General features: G+C 37.8%; 14 protein-coding genes. 6 read left to right on the top strand and 8 right to left on the bottom strand.

Annotated elements, in window-relative coordinates; all coding sequences use genetic code 11:
- Positions 1 to 84 precede the first annotated feature (84 nt).
- The 4 genes from ACFFHT_RS04935 to hflK form a co-directional block, all read right to left on the bottom strand.
- Positions 85 to 2,025: a DNA topoisomerase III gene (locus ACFFHT_RS04935; RefSeq protein WP_382374010.1), complete on the bottom strand. Its 1,941-nt coding sequence runs from the start codon at positions 2,023 to 2,025 to the stop codon at positions 85 to 87.
- A 73-nt stretch (positions 2,026 to 2,098) separates the two neighbouring features.
- Positions 2,099 to 3,394 (bottom strand): adenylosuccinate synthase, encoded by a 1,296-nt coding sequence (locus ACFFHT_RS04930; RefSeq protein WP_382374008.1) that lies wholly within the window; start codon positions 3,392 to 3,394, stop codon positions 2,099 to 2,101.
- Between the two features lie 189 nt (positions 3,395 to 3,583).
- Complete coding sequence (gene hflC / locus ACFFHT_RS04925; RefSeq protein ID WP_382374012.1) at positions 3,584 to 4,477, bottom strand: protease modulator HflC; 894 nt, start codon at positions 4,475 to 4,477, stop codon at positions 3,584 to 3,586.
- 2 nt (positions 4,478 to 4,479) lie between these two features.
- Positions 4,480 to 5,721 carry an FtsH protease activity modulator HflK gene (gene hflK / locus ACFFHT_RS04920; RefSeq protein WP_382374006.1) on the bottom strand — a complete coding sequence of 414 codons (1,242 nt, stop codon included), beginning with the start codon at positions 5,719 to 5,721 and terminating at the stop codon, positions 4,480 to 4,482.
- Between the two features lie 255 nt (positions 5,722 to 5,976).
- Between hflK and ACFFHT_RS04915 the strand changes: the two genes are divergently transcribed.
- Together ACFFHT_RS04915 and ACFFHT_RS04910 are read left to right on the top strand one after the other, a co-directional pair.
- A complete protein-coding gene (locus ACFFHT_RS04915; RefSeq protein WP_382374004.1) occupies positions 5,977 to 6,852 on the top strand; it encodes a DMT family transporter in 876 nt (291 codons plus the stop codon).
- A 29-nt stretch (positions 6,853 to 6,881) separates the two neighbouring features.
- Positions 6,882 to 7,439, top strand: a complete 558-nt coding sequence (locus ACFFHT_RS04910) for a YtfJ family protein (protein WP_382374002.1) — start codon at positions 6,882 to 6,884, stop codon at positions 7,437 to 7,439.
- 75 nt (positions 7,440 to 7,514) lie between these two features.
- On the opposite strand, the gene ACFFHT_RS04905 is transcribed toward ACFFHT_RS04910, so the two are convergent.
- Positions 7,515 to 7,778, bottom strand: coding sequence for a GrxA family glutaredoxin (locus tag ACFFHT_RS04905; protein WP_382374000.1), 264 nt, complete (start codon positions 7,776 to 7,778; stop codon positions 7,515 to 7,517).
- Positions 7,779 to 7,931: 153 nt separating this feature from the next.
- Here ACFFHT_RS04905 and nfsA point away from each other — a divergent pair, with 153 nt between their 5' ends.
- The 4 genes from nfsA to ACFFHT_RS04885 all read left to right on the top strand — a co-directional run bounded on the left by nfsA (position 7,932) and on the right by ACFFHT_RS04885 (position 12,098).
- Entirely contained in the window at positions 7,932 to 8,651 is a 720-nt protein-coding gene (nfsA, locus tag ACFFHT_RS04900; protein ID WP_382373998.1) for an oxygen-insensitive NADPH nitroreductase, read from the top strand.
- Between the two features lies 1 nt (position 8,652).
- The gene (locus ACFFHT_RS04895; protein WP_382373996.1) at positions 8,653 to 9,555 is read left to right on the top strand and encodes an ATP-grasp domain-containing protein; all 903 of its coding nucleotides are present in this window, start codon (positions 8,653 to 8,655) and stop codon (positions 9,553 to 9,555) included.
- Between the two features lie 34 nt (positions 9,556 to 9,589).
- Complete coding sequence (locus ACFFHT_RS04890) at positions 9,590 to 10,468, top strand: ferritin-like domain-containing protein (protein ID WP_382373994.1); 879 nt, start codon at positions 9,590 to 9,592, stop codon at positions 10,466 to 10,468.
- Between the two features lie 238 nt (positions 10,469 to 10,706).
- A complete protein-coding gene (locus ACFFHT_RS04885; protein WP_382373992.1) occupies positions 10,707 to 12,098 on the top strand; it encodes a DegQ family serine endoprotease in 1,392 nt (463 codons plus the stop codon).
- 149 nt (positions 12,099 to 12,247) lie between these two features.
- Here the strand turns inward: ACFFHT_RS04885 and ACFFHT_RS04880 are convergent, their stop codons facing one another.
- The 3 genes from ACFFHT_RS04880 to ACFFHT_RS04870 form a co-directional block, all read right to left on the bottom strand.
- Positions 12,248 to 13,675, bottom strand: coding sequence for a glutamate synthase small subunit GltD family protein (locus tag ACFFHT_RS04880; RefSeq protein WP_382373990.1), 1,428 nt, complete (start codon positions 13,673 to 13,675; stop codon positions 12,248 to 12,250).
- A 71-nt stretch (positions 13,676 to 13,746) separates the two neighbouring features.
- Positions 13,747 to 18,213: a glutamate synthase large subunit gene (gene gltB, locus ACFFHT_RS04875; RefSeq protein ID WP_382373988.1), complete on the bottom strand. Its 4,467-nt coding sequence runs from the start codon at positions 18,211 to 18,213 to the stop codon at positions 13,747 to 13,749.
- 325 nt (positions 18,214 to 18,538) lie between these two features.
- Positions 18,539 to 19,078: a hypothetical protein gene (locus ACFFHT_RS04870; protein WP_382373986.1), complete on the bottom strand. Its 540-nt coding sequence runs from the start codon at positions 19,076 to 19,078 to the stop codon at positions 18,539 to 18,541.
- Between the last annotated feature and the right edge of the window lie 54 nt (positions 19,079 to 19,132).

The raw sequence follows: 19,132 nt of genomic DNA, 5'->3' as shown, positions 1-19,132 counted from the left end.
CAAAAAGTAGGCTTAAAGCCTTGTACTATAAGGCTTTAAGCCTACTTTTAGCAACAAATTTGTCTATTACACCGTTTTGGCAGGTTAAACAGTTTGATTGTTTTTCTGTTTCTTCTTTGTTGGCATTTTTGCTTGATTTGCACTTAAAGTTCGCAATGAACTTAACTTCTGTAAATCAATATAACGCACTAATTGCGGTAGTTGATTGGTTAATTGTTGCATAAATGTCTGATAATTTAACTGTTTACGATAAATTTGATCAAGCTGTGATTCCCAGTGAGCAGTCATATCAGGCTGTGTCGCAATATCAGGTAACGCCTGAATTAACACTCGCCCAATCTCAGTACTATGAATATAACGTCCTTTTTTGCTAAGAAAACCTCGTTTAAACAGCAACTCAATAATGCCAGCTCGCGTAGCTTCCGTACCTAAACCATCGGTTTCACGCAAGATTTTCTTTAACTCCCGATCTTGTACAAAACGAGCAATCCCTGTCATAGCGGAAAGTAGCGTAGCATCTGTAAAATAGCTTGGTGGTTGTGTTTTTTTACTTATGACTTCCGCATCAAAACAATAGAGTTGATCACCTTTTTGTACTATTGGTAATGCCACTGCTGTTTTCTGTTGATCATTTTCATCTTGTCCTAATAGACGTTTCCAACCTGCATTAGCTAATCCTCGCGTTTGTGCGACAAATACGCCTCCTGCAATCGTCAAGCCAATCTTAGTTTTATGATATTCCGCATCAGAATAAAACTGGATCAAATATTGGCGAGCAATTAACTGATAAATTTTCTGCTCTTGTGTATTCAACCGTAGTGACTGTTTTTGCGTTGGGATAATGGCGTGGTGTGCTTCAACATTTTTATCATTCCAACAACGTCCTTTCTGTTCTGGATTAAATCCCTCAGCAAAATGTTGATATTCTGCACAATTTGCACTGATCGCAGCAAAAATTGCTGATCTATCCGCAAAATGCTCTTCTGGTAAATAACGACAATCTGAACGTGGATAAGTGATTGCTTTATGCGTTTCATATAAGCGTTGGCAAGTATCCAATACCTCTTGCGCAGACATTCCATAACGTTTAGCTGCATCAATTTGTAACGCTGAAAGAGAATAAGGTAAAGGTGCAGTTTCTTTTTCGGTTTTACTTTGATATTCCGTAACGATGGCAGGTTGTTGCTGTACACGCTTCACCACGTGTTCAGCCAACGATTTAACTAACACTCGCCCCTCTTCATCTTGATATGGTTCACAGGCTTCACTCGGCTTCCATTGTGCTTTGAATGGATACCCTATTGGTTGTGGAGAGTGTTCAACACTTGCTGCCGATGCATAAATGGTTGCCTGTACTTCATAAAAATCTTTCGGCACAAAATGTTCTATTTCTAAATCACGCCGTACAATCAACCCTAATACTGGCGTTTGAACTCGACCAACAGATAATACACCTTTATAGCCAACTTGCTGCCCTCGTATTGTGTAAGCTCTGGTCATATTAATACCATACAACCAATCTGCCCGTGAGCGTGCCAACGCCGAAATAGTCAGCGAGCGAAAGGCTTTATTTGGTTGTAATTTTTCAATCGCTTTACGCACAGCAGCTGGATTGAGGTCATTCACTAAACAACGTTGAATATTCTCTATGGTGATCGCTGGCAACTGTAAATAGGCAAAGACTTCATCAATTAATAACTGTCCCTCACGATCTGGGTCACCAGTATGTACAATGGTATCTGCTCGTTTCACTAAATCCGCAATAACCGATAACTGCTTCGCTGTGGCTTTTTTAGGTAAAAATTGCCATTTTTCAGGAATAATAGGTAAATGTTCTAAACGCCATTGCTTAAATGCGGGGTTATAAGCATCAGGTTCCGCTAACTCAAGTAAATGCCCTACACACCAAGTCACATAATCTGTTTCACCACAACGAATAAAGCCATCTCCTCGTTGATGAGGCTTAGGTAAAACATCAGCAACAGCACGAGCTAAACTCGGTTTTTCCGCAATAAACAGACGCATAATCGAACTTATCAGACAAAAAGATGGCTATTCCATAATGAAATAGCCATCTATTCAGTGAATATAATAATTATTAAGCAAACGGATCTTGTAAGATCATGGTTTGTACACGATCTGGACCTGTTGAAAGAATTGCTACTGGTACCCCAGTAACTTCTTCAATACGCTTAATATATTTACGTGCATTTTCTGGCAACTGGGCAAGATCTGTTACCCCAAATGTATTTTCTGACCAACCTGGTAAGGTTTCATAGATTGGCTCAACACCTTCCCATTTTTCTGCAGCTAATGGAGCATACTCAAGAATTTCCCCATTTGGCATCTTATATGCCACACAGATCTTAATTTCTTTAAAACCATCTAATACATCTAATTTTGTCATACAGAAACCAGAAATTGAGTTCAACTGGATTGCACGGCGAACTGCAACTGCATCAAACCAACCGCAACGACGTGGACGACCAGTTACTGCCCCAAATTCATTACCTTTACGAGCAATTTCTGCACCTACTTCATCAAATAATTCTGTGGTAAATGGACCACCACCTACACGTGTACAATACGCTTTAATAATGCCAAGCACATAATCAAGATTACGTGGACCAAAACCAGAACCTGTTGCCACACCACCAGCAGTAGTATTTGAACTAGTAACATATGGATATGTTCCGTGGTCAATATCCAACATGGTACCTTGTGCACCTTCAAAGAGAATATTATCCCCACGCTCTCTTGCTTGATGAAGAATAGTTGTTACATCAGCTACCATTGCTTTAATTACATCAGCAACCGCAATAATATCTGCTAAGGTTTTAGCATAATCAACTGGTTCAACTTTGTAATAATGGACTAATTGGAAATTATAATAATCTAAGATATTTTTTAATTTTTCCTCAAATACTGGCATATTAAATAAATCGCCAACACGTAACCCACGACGAGCAACTTTATCTTCATAAGCAGGCCCGATTCCACGACCAGTCGTACCAATCGCTTTTTTACCTAATGCAGCTTCACGAGCATGATCCATTGCTACATGGTACGGTAAAATTAATGGGCAGGCTTCCGAAATGAGTAAACGGCTACGCACTTCTACACCACGAGCTTCTAATTCTCCCATTTCTTGCATTAATGCTGAAGGTGATAACACGACACCATTACCAATCATACAGGTAACACCATCGCGTAAAATACCTGATGGAATAAGACGTAATACTGTTTTTTCGCCATTGATGATTAAAGTATGTCCAGCATTATGTCCGCCTTGATAACGAACAACATACTTCACACGATCAGTTAATAAATCAACAATTTTACCTTTTCCTTCATCGCCCCATTGAGCACCAAGGACTGCTACACTTTTTCCCATAATTTTACCTTTAGGTTATTTAGACTTCGTTTCAAAAGAGGTGGTTATTCCAGCGGAATACTTTACTACTGCCAATTAAAAAGTACAAATTTAATCTTTGGTAAATCCCGTGGATTTCATTATCTATTAACACACATAATCCAATTAATAATCTATGCATAAGAAAAGCCTCTTATCGAGGCTTTTCAGTTACTTTTGTCCTTCAGGACGTTGCATAAATTTAAAGAATTCACTATCGGGTTTAACTATCATTAGATTATCAGATTGTGCAAAACTTTTCTCATAAGCTTTTAGACTACGAATAAAGTTATAAAACTCTGGTGCTTGCCCAAAGCCATCTGCATAAATTTTAGCAGCTACTGCATCACCTTCCCCACGTAGTTCTTGTGCTTTTTTATTGGCATTCGCCAAGATCACAGTCACTTTACGATCAACATCAGCTTGAATAAACGCTGCTTTCTCACGCCCTTGTGAACGATGTTCACGCGCAACCGCATCACGCTCAGCTCGCATACGTTGATAAATTGAAGATGAAACTTCTTCTGGTAAATTAATTTGTTTAATACGCACATCAATCACTTCAATACCTAATTCAGAAGTACTATCTGCACCAGTATTCAAGGCTTTACGTGCATCTAACATTAATTCACCACGGGTTCCAGAGACAATATCTTTAATTGTTCTTGCCCCAATTTCAGAACGTAAACGGTCGTTAACTTTACGTCTTAATAAACTATCTGCACGTAAATAATCGCCACCTCCTGTTGAGGTAAAGAATTTACCAAAATCAGCGATACGCCATTTCACATAAGAATCAACTAATAAATCTTTTTTCTCTACCGTAACGAAACGATCAGCTTGACCATCTAATGTTTGGATTCGTGCATTTAACACTTTAATTCCATCAATAAATGGAATTTTGAAATGTAATCCTGGACTATAGACAACAACTTTATTATCTGCATCACGTTGTACCTTACCAAAACGCAGCATAATACCTCTTGTTCCTTCTGGCACGACAATAATACTGGTATATAAAATGACGGCAATCACAAAAATAACTGGCATTAAAAACTTACGCATCATTAAAATCTCCCTTGACGATCCGCATCAATAATTGGTTCTTTTGATTGAGTAGTTGACGGCACTTTCGGCATCTCTAACGTTGCTTTTGGTGCTGTTGTACTCTCACTTGTACCAGTTGAGTTTTCCGATGCACTGTTGTTTTTATTTTGTTTTAATAATTGTTCCAATGGCAAGACTGTCAAATTATTACCGTTATTATCTAATAAGACTTTTGGCGTTGCTGACATCACTTTTTCCATTGATTCTAAATACAGACGCTCTTTTAATAATTGTGGATTAGCTTTAAATTCAGGAATTAATTTAGTAAAACGTTCTGCTTCCCCTTTTGCATCCAACACAATTTGTTCTTTATATGCAGTCGCCTGTTCAATAATACGTTGTGCATTACCACGTGCAATTGGCTCACGTTCTCTTGCATAGGCTTCTGCTTCACGAATTAAACGTTGCTCATCTTCTTGCGCTTTAATCGCATCATCAAACGCATCTTTAACTTCTTCTGGTGGACGTGCTGATTGGAAGTTCACATCTAAAATTTCTAATCCCATATTGTATGGTTTAATAATTTCATTTAATGATTTCCATGTACGCTCACGCACTACTGAACGTCCAGTCGTTAAAATATCATCCATACTCATATGGCCAATTACATAACGTAAAGCACTATCTGTTGCTTGGCTTAAACTATCTTGTGGATCAACAACGTGAAATAGATAACTTGCAGGATCTTGAATACGGTATTGTACTGTCATCTCCACTGTTACCATATTCTCATCTTGCGTTAACATCGAACCTTGTGTTTTTAATTCACTGATACGTTCTACGTTAACTGGTAAAACATCATCAATAAAGGTTGGCTTCCAATTCAATCCTGGTTGGACAATTTTTTCTAATTTACCAAAACGTAAAACTACGCCTCGTTCGGCTTCTTTAATGGTATAAAAACCACTTGCAATCCAAAAAACAATCATCGCAATAATCGCAAAGATTGCTAATTTTCCAATGCCATTCGCTGAAATTGTCGTGTTAGATGGGCGTTTTTGATTATTACTACCTTGTCCACCACCTTGGCTCATTTTGTTAAAAAATTTAGCAAGTTCTTCTAGTAAATCTGGTGGGGTATCATTATTCTTATTTTGGTTAGGTTGTTGATTCTGTCCAGATGAATGACTTTCTTTTCCATCTTTTCGATCCGAACTACCAGGTTTTGACCAAGGATCCTGTCCTGAATCATTCCACGACATATTGTTCTCCGTTTTAGTAAAATAATAGTGAAATAAAATTTATAACAACGTAATTTTTATACTTTTGAGCATTTCACCCTAAAAAAGCAAAAATTGGCACAAAAATACAATTTTTAGCGAAACATCAGTCTAAACAAATTTACCCAATAAGTCTAATAAATTTCCTTTACTATCAGTAATAATAAATAAGGTCTGTGGACATTTTTATTTTCAGTTTTATAATGCCAATCTTGTTTTATCCATAAGGCGTAGTCAATGTTTCTTCTTTTTATTGCCATTGCTATCTGGGGCAGTTCATTACCCATTGGAAAATTGGCTTATCATTCATTTGAACCTGTTATTTTAGTGCAATTTCGTTTTTGTATTGCAGCATTGATTATTTTGCCAACATTTATTCGTGTTTTACGGAAAATTCCGCAACACCTATATAAAAACCTAGCAATACTCTCTTTTCTCAATTATCCCTTAGTTTTTTTATTACAATTCATAGGATTAAAATATACTTCGGCATCTAGTGCTGTCACTATGTTAGGTTTACAACCTCTGATTATGGTATTCGTTGGTCATCTCTTTTTTAAAGAAAAAGCGAGTAAATTCGAATATTTTCTGGGGTTACTCGCTTTTATTGGTATTTCTTTAGTAGTGAGTGATGATGATCCTAATAGCCAAATCGATGCGTGGGGTTGTTTTCTTATTTTGTCATCTACCATTACTTTTGCGTTTACTGTCCGTTGGGCGCAACAAATAATGAAAGAGATTCCACCACGGAGTTATACCGCTATCACCATTATGTTTGGTATGATCTTCTGCCTTCCATTTACTTTATTGCTTAATCAACAATGGCATTTCACCCCATCTATTGTGGATACCATGGCATTACTCTATTTAGGAATAGCCTGTAGTTGGTTAGCACCAAAATTATGGAATAATGGTTTACCTTTTGTATCTGCCAATATTTCTGGTGTCATTTCTGCTCTTGAACCAATTTTTGGTATTCTATTTGCCATTTTATTCCTACATGAGCAGATTACTTGGAAAATTGGAATTGGTATTACGCTCGTATTAGGCGTTACATTAATTTTTATTCTTTACTCTCTAAAAAAACCACCGCACAATACGACAGCAAATTAACATACAAAATTTTTATACAAGGATTAACAATGAAATCATTACCAAAAATCTTATTAATTGGTTTAGCATTACCCTTTTCAGCGCTAGCACATAATTTAGTTATTGGGCAAGCACCAGTGGCAGTCACTAATGTACAAAGTGGCGAAGTACTTTTACAAAACGACAAAGTGCAATATCAGCCTTGGAGTAGCAAATCTTTACCAGGAAAAGTTCGTGTATTACAACATATGGCTGGGCGTATCTCAGTAAAATCAATGAACGATCCATTAATGGATAAAATTAAAGCTGCAAATTTCCCACATAATCAGTATCAAACGACAACGATTGTTAATGTAGCCGATGCCACACTAGGAATGAGCAGTATGGCAAAAAGCAAAACTGAAAAGGGTAAGAAAGAGTTCCCTTACACTTCAGTAATTGTTGATGATAATGGTCAAGTAAAATCTGCTTGGCAATTACAACCTGAAAACTCACTGATTGTAGTGTTAGATAAACAAGGCAAAGTGCAATTTGCCAAAGAGGGGAAACTCAGTGAAGCCGAAAATAAACAAGTAATTGATTTAGTGAAACAATTACTTCAACAATAAAAGAAAAAACGGAAAGGCGACTAACCTTTCCGCTCTTGCTATGTTCTACTTAAAAACTATTTTGAGCTAGTGTAATTAAGCAACAACGCCAAATTGTTCCTTCATTAATGCTTCAAAATCTGTGCAACCACCAATTGGTTTTTCATCAATGAAAATTTGTGGCACAGTTTCAACAGTTTTACCAACTGATTTTGAAAGATCTGCTTTGCTAATACCTTCAGCAATAATATCAACATAACGATAATCAAAATCTTCTACAGTTGCTTTTAATTTTTCTGCTAATGCTTTTGCTCTTGCACAATATGGGCAACCTGGACGACCAAAAATAACAGTATACATAATTGACTCCTTTGTTAACTAATGATTGAAAACGTGAGTATTCTACCTTAATCATTCATCGCAGGGGAAAACTATTTTAAGCATTATAACGATTGGTATAATATATCGATTCGCAAAATTTATGTTCACAAAAAAATTTTAGAGAGGTTTAATATGTCACAACAAGCAGTCAATATTCTCCATTCTCATCGTTCTATTCGGAAATTTTTAGATAAAGTTATTGATGAGGAGATTCGACAACAATTACTCCAATCCGCACGCATGGCATCCTCATCTAACCATTTGCAATGTGTTTCTATTATTCGTGTTACTGATCCCGCAATGCGTCAACAAATTATGGAGTATTGCTCAAACCAAGAATATGTCTATTCTGCACCAGAATTTTGGGTATTCTGTGTTGATTTTGCTAAACATGCCGAAATTTGTCCTACTGCACAACTAGATTGGGCTGAAATCTTGTTAATCGGTGCAGTCGATACAGGTATCATGGCCCAAAATGTATTAGCAACTGCGGAATTACTTGGTTTAGGTGGAGTTTATATCGGTTCATTACGTAATCAAATGGAAAAAGTAGGTGAACTTCTCCAATTACCAAAACATACATTACCTATCGTCGGAATGTGTTTAGGCTACCCAAATCAAGATCCACCGATTAAACCACGTTTACCGCAAGATCTGATGTTCTTTGAAAATCATTACCAACCATTAGATAAAGCCAAACTCGCAGAATTTGATCAAGTTACTGCTGATTATTATCTTGCTCGCAGTAATATTGATAATAACTGGTCAAAAAATGTGATTAAATCATTAGATAAACCTGTACGTCCTGCGGTACTCGCTTATCTGCAAAAACAAGGATTTGTAAAAAAATAACATGAAATTATTAATGTTATGTCGTGAACCACGCCTATACAGTTGTATCCGCTTACAAGAAGCAGCGGAAGAAAGTGGTCATCAAATCGATATTCTCGATCCTAATCGTTGTATTCTGCATTTAGCAGCTAATGGTGAACAAAAACTTTATTATCAAGCGATCAACCAATTTGATTATCATTTACTGCCTGAATATGACGGTGTTATTCCACGTTTTGGTACAGCAAGCACTGAAATGGGCTGTAGAGTATTGTGTTATTTTGCTGCACGCCATATTCCTGTACTTAATTCTGCTGAGGCGTTTGCCTTAGCACGTGATAAATGGCAAAGTCTGCAAGTACTGCATCAACATTCATTACCTGTACCCACGACTGCTTTAGGAGGAAATGAAGTCAATGCGGAAGCCATTGCTACGCATATTGGTGCACCAGCTATTTTAAAAACGCTATCTGGTTCACAAGGTATTGGTGTGATGTTAATGACAGAAAACAATAGCACTGTAAGCGTAATGGAAACACTCAAACACGCAAATATTCCTGTATTAGCCCAACAATTCATTACTGAAGCAAAAGGGCATGATTTACGCTGTTTTGTAATTGGTGATCGCGTAGTCAGTGCAATGGAACGCCAAGGGAAAGTAGGTGAGTTTCGAGCTAACTTCCATCGAGGTGGGAGTGCAGTCCCAGTGAAACTCAGCTCACAAGAAATAGAATTAGCCGTTACTGCGACTAAAGTCATTGGATTAGATGTCGCTGGTGTCGATATCATTCGCACGAAACAAGGCCCAATGATTTTAGAGGTTAATGCAAGTCCTGGCTTAGAATTAATTGAAAAAACAAGTAAATTAGATATTGCTGTACAGATGATCGCTTATTTAGAACGCAAAATTAACGTACATCAATAATTTTTCCCTATTTAAATTTGAGGAACATTAATTAATGATAAATACAGAAGCAATGCAGTTTTGGCAAGCTGTTACGACTGCATTAGCAGAAAAAAATCCAAGTAAAAAATGTGAACTAGTTAATCAACTTATGGCAACAGATTGGCATTGGGATTTTTTATTAGAGGAAAAAAACTATCCCGTAGTCACACCACAAGATGAAATTGTTGGCATACCCGATAAACCATTATTAGTTGCTCCTCAAGCCGTTCCTAAACGTGCCTTTTCTACACCAGAAGGCTATGCGGCAACATTTCATGCGATTGCACATATTGAATTTAATGCGATTAATTTAGGCTTAGATGCAGCATGGCGTTTTGGTTTAGCTGCCCAACAAGAACTCGGGCAAGGAATGGCTTTTGTTAAAGACTGGCTGCGTGTTGCCCACGAAGAAACCTATCACTTTGGTTTAGTCAATCAACACTTACAAAGTCTTGGTTACCAATATGGCGATTTTGAAGCCCATTCTGGTTTATGGGAAATGGCACAAGCAACTGCTCACGATATTTGGCAACGTATGGCATTAGTGCCTCGTGTGTTAGAAGCAAGAGGGTTAGATGCAACGCCACCATTACAAGAAAAAATGGCTCAACGGAAAGATTTTCGTGCTGTCGAAATTTTAAATATCATTTTAAATGATGAAATTGGACACGTTGCTATTGGTAATCATTGGTATCACACTCTTTCAGAAAAACGCCAACTTGATCCATTAACCAGCTTTACTGAACTACTACGTCAATATCGGATTGTCATTTTTAAAGGAGTGATTAATACTGATGCTCGACTGCAAGCTGGATTTACACAATTTGAGCTTGATTGGATTAAAGAAATTGAAGATTCGTTAAAAGCCGAGCGACAAAAAATAAAGATTTAAACTATTCTCAATGTGTGAGGAGTAAACTCACACATTCTCTTTCTAATAAAATTATTGAATCTATTTTAGATTTCTATTGTTCATTAAACATACTACACTCTTCACTAAAAATAGTTATTTTGTTTATTTTTTCGCTAATCATTTGTTAATTTGGGAACATTCTCCCTTATTTTGTTGTCTTAACCGTCGCGAAAATTATTTCGTAAGAAATTACTTAACTTAAATAGGGAATGTTTATATGAAAAAAAAGAATTTTGTATTAACAAGTATTGCTTTGGGATTAAGTGTACTTTGTGCCTCACTACCTAGCCAAGCCAATATCCCAGTACCTCTTCTAGAAAATGCAGCTAATACCACACCAAGTTTAGCCCCAGTTATCGATCAAGTTTTGCCTGCAGTTGTCACTATTTCTGTTGAAGGAACAAATAATGATGAAGCAACAGCAAATAATCCTTTTGCTGATCTTCCTCCTGAATTTCAATTTTTCTTCGGTGATCAATTTAATAATCGCACTCCTCGCCAATTTAAAGGTCTAGGTTCAGGTGTCATTATTAATGCAGATAAAGGCTATGTATTAACTAATAACCATGTTGTTGAAGGTGCAGATAAAATTACCGTTACATTAAATGATGGCAGAGAATATAAAGCAAAATTACTCGGTAATGATGCTATGTCTGATGTTGCTTTATTGAAGTTAGACAATGCAAAAGATTTAACCCAAATTAAAATGGCTGATTCAGATAAAGTAAAAGTTGGTGACTTTGTTATGGCTGTAGGAAATCCTTTCGGTTTAGGGCAAACTGTCACTTCTGGTATTATCTCTGCTTTAGGTCGTTCAGCAGATGATGGAACAGATAGTTATCAAAACTATATTCAAACTGATGCTGCTGTAAACCGTGGTAACTCTGGTGGTCCATTACTTAACTTAAAAGGCGAGCTCGTTGGAATTAACACCGCAATTATTGCACCAAGTGGTGGTAATGTTGGTATTGCATTTGCTATCCCAAGTAATATGGCGAATAGTTTAGCTCAACAAATTATTGAATTTGGTCAAGTTAAACGTGGTGTTTTAGGGATTAAAGGTGGCGAATTAAATGCAGATCTTGCTCAAGCATTCGATGTTAAAGCTCAAAAAGGTGCTTTTGTAAGCGAGGTTCTACCTGATTCTGCTGCCGCTAAAGCAGGTTTGAAAGCTGGTGATATTATTACAGCGTTAAACGGTCAAACTATTAATAGTTTCTCTGAGCTTCGTGCAAAAATTGCAACCACTGGTGCAGGAAAAGAGATGGAAATCACTTATTTACGTGATGGCAAATCAAATACTGTAAAAGTAAAACTCCAAGCTGATAACGAAACTACTGCTAGTGGTAATAGTGTAATCCCAGGCTTAGATGGCGCTGATTTGAAAAACTATAATGAAAAAGACCTTAAAGGTGTTGTAATTGCGGAAGTCAAACAAAACTCTAAAGCAGAACAACTCGGTTTGAAAAAAGGTGACGTTATTGTAGGCATCAATCGTCATAAAATTAATAATCTTGGCGAATTACGTAAGATCTTAGATAGTAAACCATCTGCCGTAGCCTTGAATATTATTCGTGGTAATAACAATTTCTACTTATTCATTCGTTAAATTCTCCTTAACGGTCCAAGCCTACTCAACTTAATGGGTAGGCTTTTTTATTATTATAATTGGCTTGCAAATACCTAGACGCAATAAAAAAGAGTTGATTAACTATGTAACCAACTCTCTATAACATAACAAACGATCATCTTCCGTTATCACACATTAAGATAATCTAAAATACCTTTTGCAGCATCTCGACCTTCTGCAATCGCAGTAACCACTAAATCAGAACCTCTGGTTACATCACCACCAGCAAATACTTTTGGATTGGCGGTTTGTTGTTTAAATTCACCTTTAAGTTCAATACGACCACATTGATCTGTTGTAACACCAATTTCGGTTAGATATGGCATCGCATGCGGTGCAAAACCAAATGCAACAATAATCGCATCACAAGGAATCACACGTTCACTGCCTGCAACAATTTCTGCTCGACGACGACCATTTTGATCTGGTTCACCCATTGTGGTTTCCACCACCTGAATACCTGTTACACGTCCTTGTTCAGTAACCACTGCAACAGGCTCAGCTTCAATAGCCACTGGTTGTGCATTAAATTGGAATTTCACCCCCTCTTCTTTGGCATTCACAAACTCTTTGCGACTACCTGGCATATTGGCTTGATCTCGGCGATAAACACAAGTTACTTCTGCTGCTTGTTGACGTACAGAGGTTCGTACACAGTCCATTGCAGTATCACCACCGCCTAGAACGACAACTCGTTTTCCTGCCATTGACACATAATTTTGCGGATTTTGTCCTAACAGATGTTGAGTATTAGCAATCAAAAATGGTAATGCAGAATGTACACCTTCCGCATCTTCATTTGGAATATCAGCTTTCATTCCTTGATATGTTCCTACACCAAGGAATACAGCGTCATACTGCTCAACTAATTCTGATAATTGAACATCTTCGCCAATCGTAATGCCTAATTTAAACTCAATTCCCATCTCCGTAAAAATTTCACGGCGACGACTCATAACATCTTTTTCTAGCTTAAAGGCTGGAATACCATAAGTCAGTAACCCACCGATTTCTGCTTGACGTTCATAAACAGTAACAGACACACCATTACGAATTAATAATTCTGCACATCCCAATCCTGCTGGGCCTGCCCCAATCACAGCAACACGTTTGCCTGAGTGAGGCACATCTTTCACTTTTGGTCGCCACCCCATCGCTAATGCTGTTTCAGTAATATATTTTTCAATATTACCAATAGTTACCGCACCAAACTCTGCATTTAACGTACAAGATCCCTCACATAAACGATCTTGCGGGCATACTCGACCACACACTTCTGGTAAGGTATTCGTTTCATGTGCCAACTCTGCTGCTTCAATAATTCTGCCCTCATAGGTTAGTTTTAACCAATCGGGAATATTATTGTGTAATGGGCAACGATGTTGACAATATGGATTACCACAAGCTAAACAGCGATCGGCTTGTGCTTTCGCTTGGGTTTCATCAAAAATTTGATAAATCTCGATAAACTTCGTTTTCCGTTGTTCTAATGATTTTTTCTGCGGATCAATTCTTGGTAAATCGATAAATTGATAGATATTTCCTTGCTGGCTCATGCTTCATTTTTCCTTGTATTCGTCTTAATGACCGCCTTAATTGCCATAACAACAATTAAGGCGATGGAAAATTATTGTGTTACGACACCGAGTTCATTTACGGTACGACGTTGATGCCCTAATAACGCATTTAAATCATTGGCTTTTGGTTTCACTAATACAAATTTATCAGCATAATCAGCCCAATTATGCAAAATGCGTTCCGCTAACGGACTATGGGTTTCATCATAATGTCGAGTTAATAAACCGCGTAAATGTTCTTGGTGAGTTGGGAGATCGGTAATTGCTAATCCTTCTACTAACTCAGGATTAATTCTGCTACGGAATTTTCCGTCAGTATCCAGCACATAAGCAAAACCGCCTGTCATACCAGCACCAAAATTGATACCCGTTTTACCCAATACACAAACCACGCCACCAGTCATATATTCACAACCATTATCGCCAATTCCTTCAACAACCGCAGTTGCACCAGAATTACGTACAGCGAAGCGTTCACCAACACGTCCTGAAGCAAATAAGCTACCACCTGTTGCACCATAAAGACAGGTATTTCCTGCAATCGTAGAAAGCTCAGGTTGGAAACTCACACCAGTATGTGGACGAATTACAATCTTACCGCCAGCCATACCTTTACCAACATAGTCATTTGCATCGCCAGTAAGATATAAACTCACCCCACCAGCTAGCCATACGCCAAAACTTTGTCCAACAGTACCATTCAAGCGAATATCAACCGTTTTGCGTGCATGTCCATTATTGCCATATTTGTTGGCAATCATACCTGACAAAGTTGCCCCTACCGAACGGTCGGTATTATTCACATCAAAGGTTAAATCAAGATGTTGCTCATCATTATAATCGAAGGCATCACCCACCTCTTTTAAGATAGCTTTATTCAGTAAGCCTTTATCCATTGGTGGATTACTTTGCGTACAATATCTTGCACTTCCTGCTGGCACTTGCGGTGCATAAAGTAATTTACTCAAATCCAAACCACGCTGTTTCGCAGTTTGTCCTTCAATCACCGTAAGGAGATCGGTACGGCCAATCAGATCGGTTAATTTCTCAACGCCTAATTTAGCCAACCATTCCCGTACATCTTGTGCAATAAATTTAAAGTAATTCATCGCTTTTTCTGGCAAGCCGTGATAATGCTCATTTCTGAGTTTTTCATCTTGAGTTGCAATACCAGTCGCACAGTTATTGAGATGGCAGATACGTAGATAACGACAACCTAGCGCAATCATTGGTCCTGTACCAAAGCCAAAACTTTCTGCTCCTAAGATTGCTGCTTTGATCACATCTAAGCCTGTTTTTAATCCACCATCAACTTGTAGCCGTACTTTATGACGAAGGTTGTTTTCTACTAAAGCCTGTTGTGCTTCTGCTAAACCTAATTCCCAAGGTGAACCTGCATATTTCACACTCGATAATGGACTTGCTCCTGTACCACCATCATAACCAGCAATCGTAATCAAATCAGCGTAGGCTTTTGCCACACCTGTTGCAATCGTGCCGACTCCAGGTAATGATACTAATTTCACCGAGATCAAAGCTTTCGGATTGATCTGTTTTAAGTCAAAAATTAATTGTGCCAAATCCTCAATCGAATAAATGTCATGATGTGGCGGTGGTGAAATTAATGTAGAACCTGGTACAGCATAACGTAACTGTGCAATATATGGCGTTACTTTATCACCTGGTAATTGCCCACCCTCACCTGGTTTTGCACCTTGTGCAACTTTAATTTGGATAACTTCTGCACTCATTAAGTACGCTGGCGTTACCCCAAAACGACCAGATGCAACTTGTTTAATCCGAGAAACACGCTCTGTACCATAACGGCGAGGATCTTCACCACCTTCACCAGAATTTGAATACCCACCTAAACGGTTCATTGCAGTCGCTAATGCTTCATGGGCTTCTGGACTTAACGCACCAATACTCATCGCTGCGGTATCAAAACGTTTATATAGATTTTCTGCTGGCTCAACTTGATCCACTGAAATGGCTTTACTTTTATCCAAATTGAGCTGCAACATATCACGAATTGTTGCTATTGGACGTTTATTTACCGTATCTGCATATTTTTGATAAATTTGGTAATCACCGCTATTGACCGCTTGTTGCAAGTAATTCACTACATCTGGGTTATAAGCGTGGTACTCACCATCTGGTTTATATTTAAGGAAGCCACCTGTCGGTAAGGCTACACTTGAACGCCATGCTTGACGTTGTAACTCTTGCATATCGTTATCTAGATCGGCAAAAGAAGCCCCCTCAATACGACAGGTAATGCGTTTAAAGCATAGTTCAACAATCTCTTTATTAAGACCAACTGCTTCAAATAAATGGGCACAACGATAAGAAGAAATCGTTGAAATCCCCATTTTCGAAATAATTTTATATAACCCTTTATCAATACCTTTACGGAAGTTTAGCAACACAGTACGCAATGGTTTATTAATTGCACCACTTGTTACCATTTCACTTAAACTTTCATAGGCCAAATATGGATAAACCGCTGTTGCCCCTAAACCAAGTAACACCGCAAAATGGTGTGGATTTCGAGCAGAACCTGTTTCAACGATAATATTTGAATCACAACGTAAATTCTTTTCCACTAAACGTTGTTGCACCGCACCAACCGATAACGCGGCTGGAATTGGTACACGTTTTTCTGAAATTTGACGGTCAGATAAAACAACTAATACTGCACCTTGGCGAGCAGCTTCTTCTGCTTGAGTAGCGAGTGATTCAATCGCTTGTTTTAAGCTAACTTCTTGAGGATTATAAGTCGCATCGAGAATTTGATGTTTATAATACTCTTGTGGCAATCCCAATAATTGTTGCATATCAGAATAAAGCAATACTGGCGATTTAAAGTTAACACGATGTGACATCCCTTCTGTTTCAAAGAAGACACTCATCTCTTGACCAATGCTGGTATTCAAACTCATCACATGTGCTTCACGCAATGGATCGATTGGCGGATTTGTTACTTGAGCAAAATATTGACGGAAATAGTCATAAATCACACGTGGACGAGTTGAAAGCACCGCAAATGGCGTATCATCTCCCATTGAGCCAACTGCCTCTTGCCCATTTTCACCTAACACACGAATTAAGCTCTCTAGCTCTTCTTTGTCATAAGCGAATTGTTTTTGATAAGTCAGTAACTGTTGTGCATCAAACTCCGCTTGTCCAATTTGATCATCAGGAATATTTTCAAATGGAATCAAACGGTGCACATTACGGCTCAACCATTCACGATATGGATGACGTTCTTTTAATTCTTTATCAATTTCTTGTGAATGAATTAATTTGCCATGTTCAGTATCAATTACTAATAATTCACCTGGACCTATACGTCCCTTTTCAATAACTTCATCAGGTGCATAATCCCAAATCCCTACTTCACTGGCTATCGTGATTAACTTATCCTGAGTAATGACGTAACGTGCTGGACGTAAACCATTACGATCTAAATTACAAGCCACATGACGACCATCACTCAATACAATTCCTGCTGGACCATCCCATGGCTCCATATGCATTGAGTTAAAGTCATAGAACGCACGTAAATCATCATCCATATCTGGATTATGTTGCCATGCAGGTGGAATAAGTAAACGCATTGCACGGAATAAGTCCATACCACCATTCACAAACAGCTCTAACATATTATCTAACGAACTAGAATCTGAGCCTGTTTCATTCACAAATGGGGCAATAGATTGTAAATCTGGAATTAATGGGGTGTGATATTTATAAGCACGCGCTCTCGCCCACGCACGGTTTCCTGAAATTGTATTAATTTCACCATTATGTGCTAAATAGCGAAAAGGTTGCGCTAATTTCCATTTTGGTAAGGTATTAGTTGAAAAACGTTGATGGAATAAACAGATACCACTTTCCATACGTAAATCAGCTAAATCTAAATAGAATTTAGGCAGATCCTTTGGAATACATAGCCCTTTATAAATAATAATTTGGCTAGAAAAGCTACAAATATAAAAATCTGGGTGATTAATGCGATTCTCAATACGACGACGTGCCATAAATAGACGACGTTCCATATCTTTGATTCCCCAACCAGCAGGAACATTTACGAATACCTGTTTAATCGCTGGTAAACTTGCTGCTGCAATAGATCCTAATACAGATGGATTAATCGCAACATCACGCCATGCCGTAATAGTTAATGTTTCTTTAGTTAGTTCTTCTTTAATAATCGCACTATATTGTTCGATGAGTGCAGGATCGGTAGGAAAAAAGATTTGTCCAACACCAAAGTTTTTATTTAATTTAAACCCTTGCTCTTCCGCAATAAAATGGAAAAAACGTTTTGGCATCTGTAAATGTAAGCCACAACCATCACCAGTTTTGCCATCTGACAACACGGCTCCACGATGTTGCATTCTGGACAAACCTAAAATAGCGGTACGCACAACTTTATGACTCTGCTCACCCTCAAGATGTGCAATTAAGCCAAAGCCGCAGTTCTCACGAACCTCATCTTTGTTATAAAGCATAATAGATTCCTTAAATGTTGTGTTTATTGTTTTATTATTTATTAGAGGAATTTGAACATACCAAAAAAAACAAAGAGTAGTCAAAGCATTTTTGATGAATTTTATTACTTTTGTTTTTTTGTTAGTCTGTATATGATTTTTTTCTCTTTTTCTTATAAATTGGTTAATAAATTGGCATTTATTTAGATGAGAATAATTCTCAAATAAACCCAAATTTTTCTAGTTTTCCATATAAAAGAAAACCTCATACTAACTGTTAGTATGAGGTTTCGATCGCTAATAATAGTAAATAAAAACACACCTATAGAGGTGTCATTGAAACCACTTATTTAGTTTCACTTTTTAACTCAGCAGCTTTATCTGCTACAGCCTTTGATGCTTCTTCAACTTTTGCAGCTGCCGCATCTTTCACTTCCACTGCTGTGTCTTTTGCTTGCTCTACCTTCTCTGCTGTTGCTTCTTTTGCAGCTTCAACTTTTGCTGCGGCAGCGTCTTTCACTTCCGCAGCTGCATCTTTTGCTTGTTCTACCTTCTCTGCTGTTGCTTCTTTTGCAGCTTCAACTTTTGCTGCTGCAGCGTCTTTCACTTCCGCAGCTGCGTCTTTTGCTTGTTCTACTTTCTCTGCAGTGGCTTGTTTAGCTTCTTCAACCTTTTCTGCTGCCGCATCTTTTACTTCCGCTGCTGCGTCTTTTGCTTGTTCTACTTTCTCTGCAGTGGCTTCTTTTGCAGCTTCAACTTTTGCTGCTGCAGCATCTTTCACTTCTGCTGCTGCATTTGTTGCAGCTTCTTTTGTATCCTTATCAAAACAACCTGTTAAGGCTAAAGATGTAGTTAAAACTAAAGTAGCTAATAACGTCTTTTTCATTGTGAACTCCTTATATACGTCTTTAATAAACAACTAATTACTTTATTAGCGTTA

The sequence above is a fragment of the Gallibacterium melopsittaci genome (assembly GCF_042433085.1).
GTDB lineage: Bacteria > Pseudomonadota > Gammaproteobacteria > Enterobacterales > Pasteurellaceae > Gallibacterium > Gallibacterium melopsittaci.
Note: the sequence above shows the minus strand (reverse complement) of the source record. Positions and strands in the feature narration are given on the sequence as shown.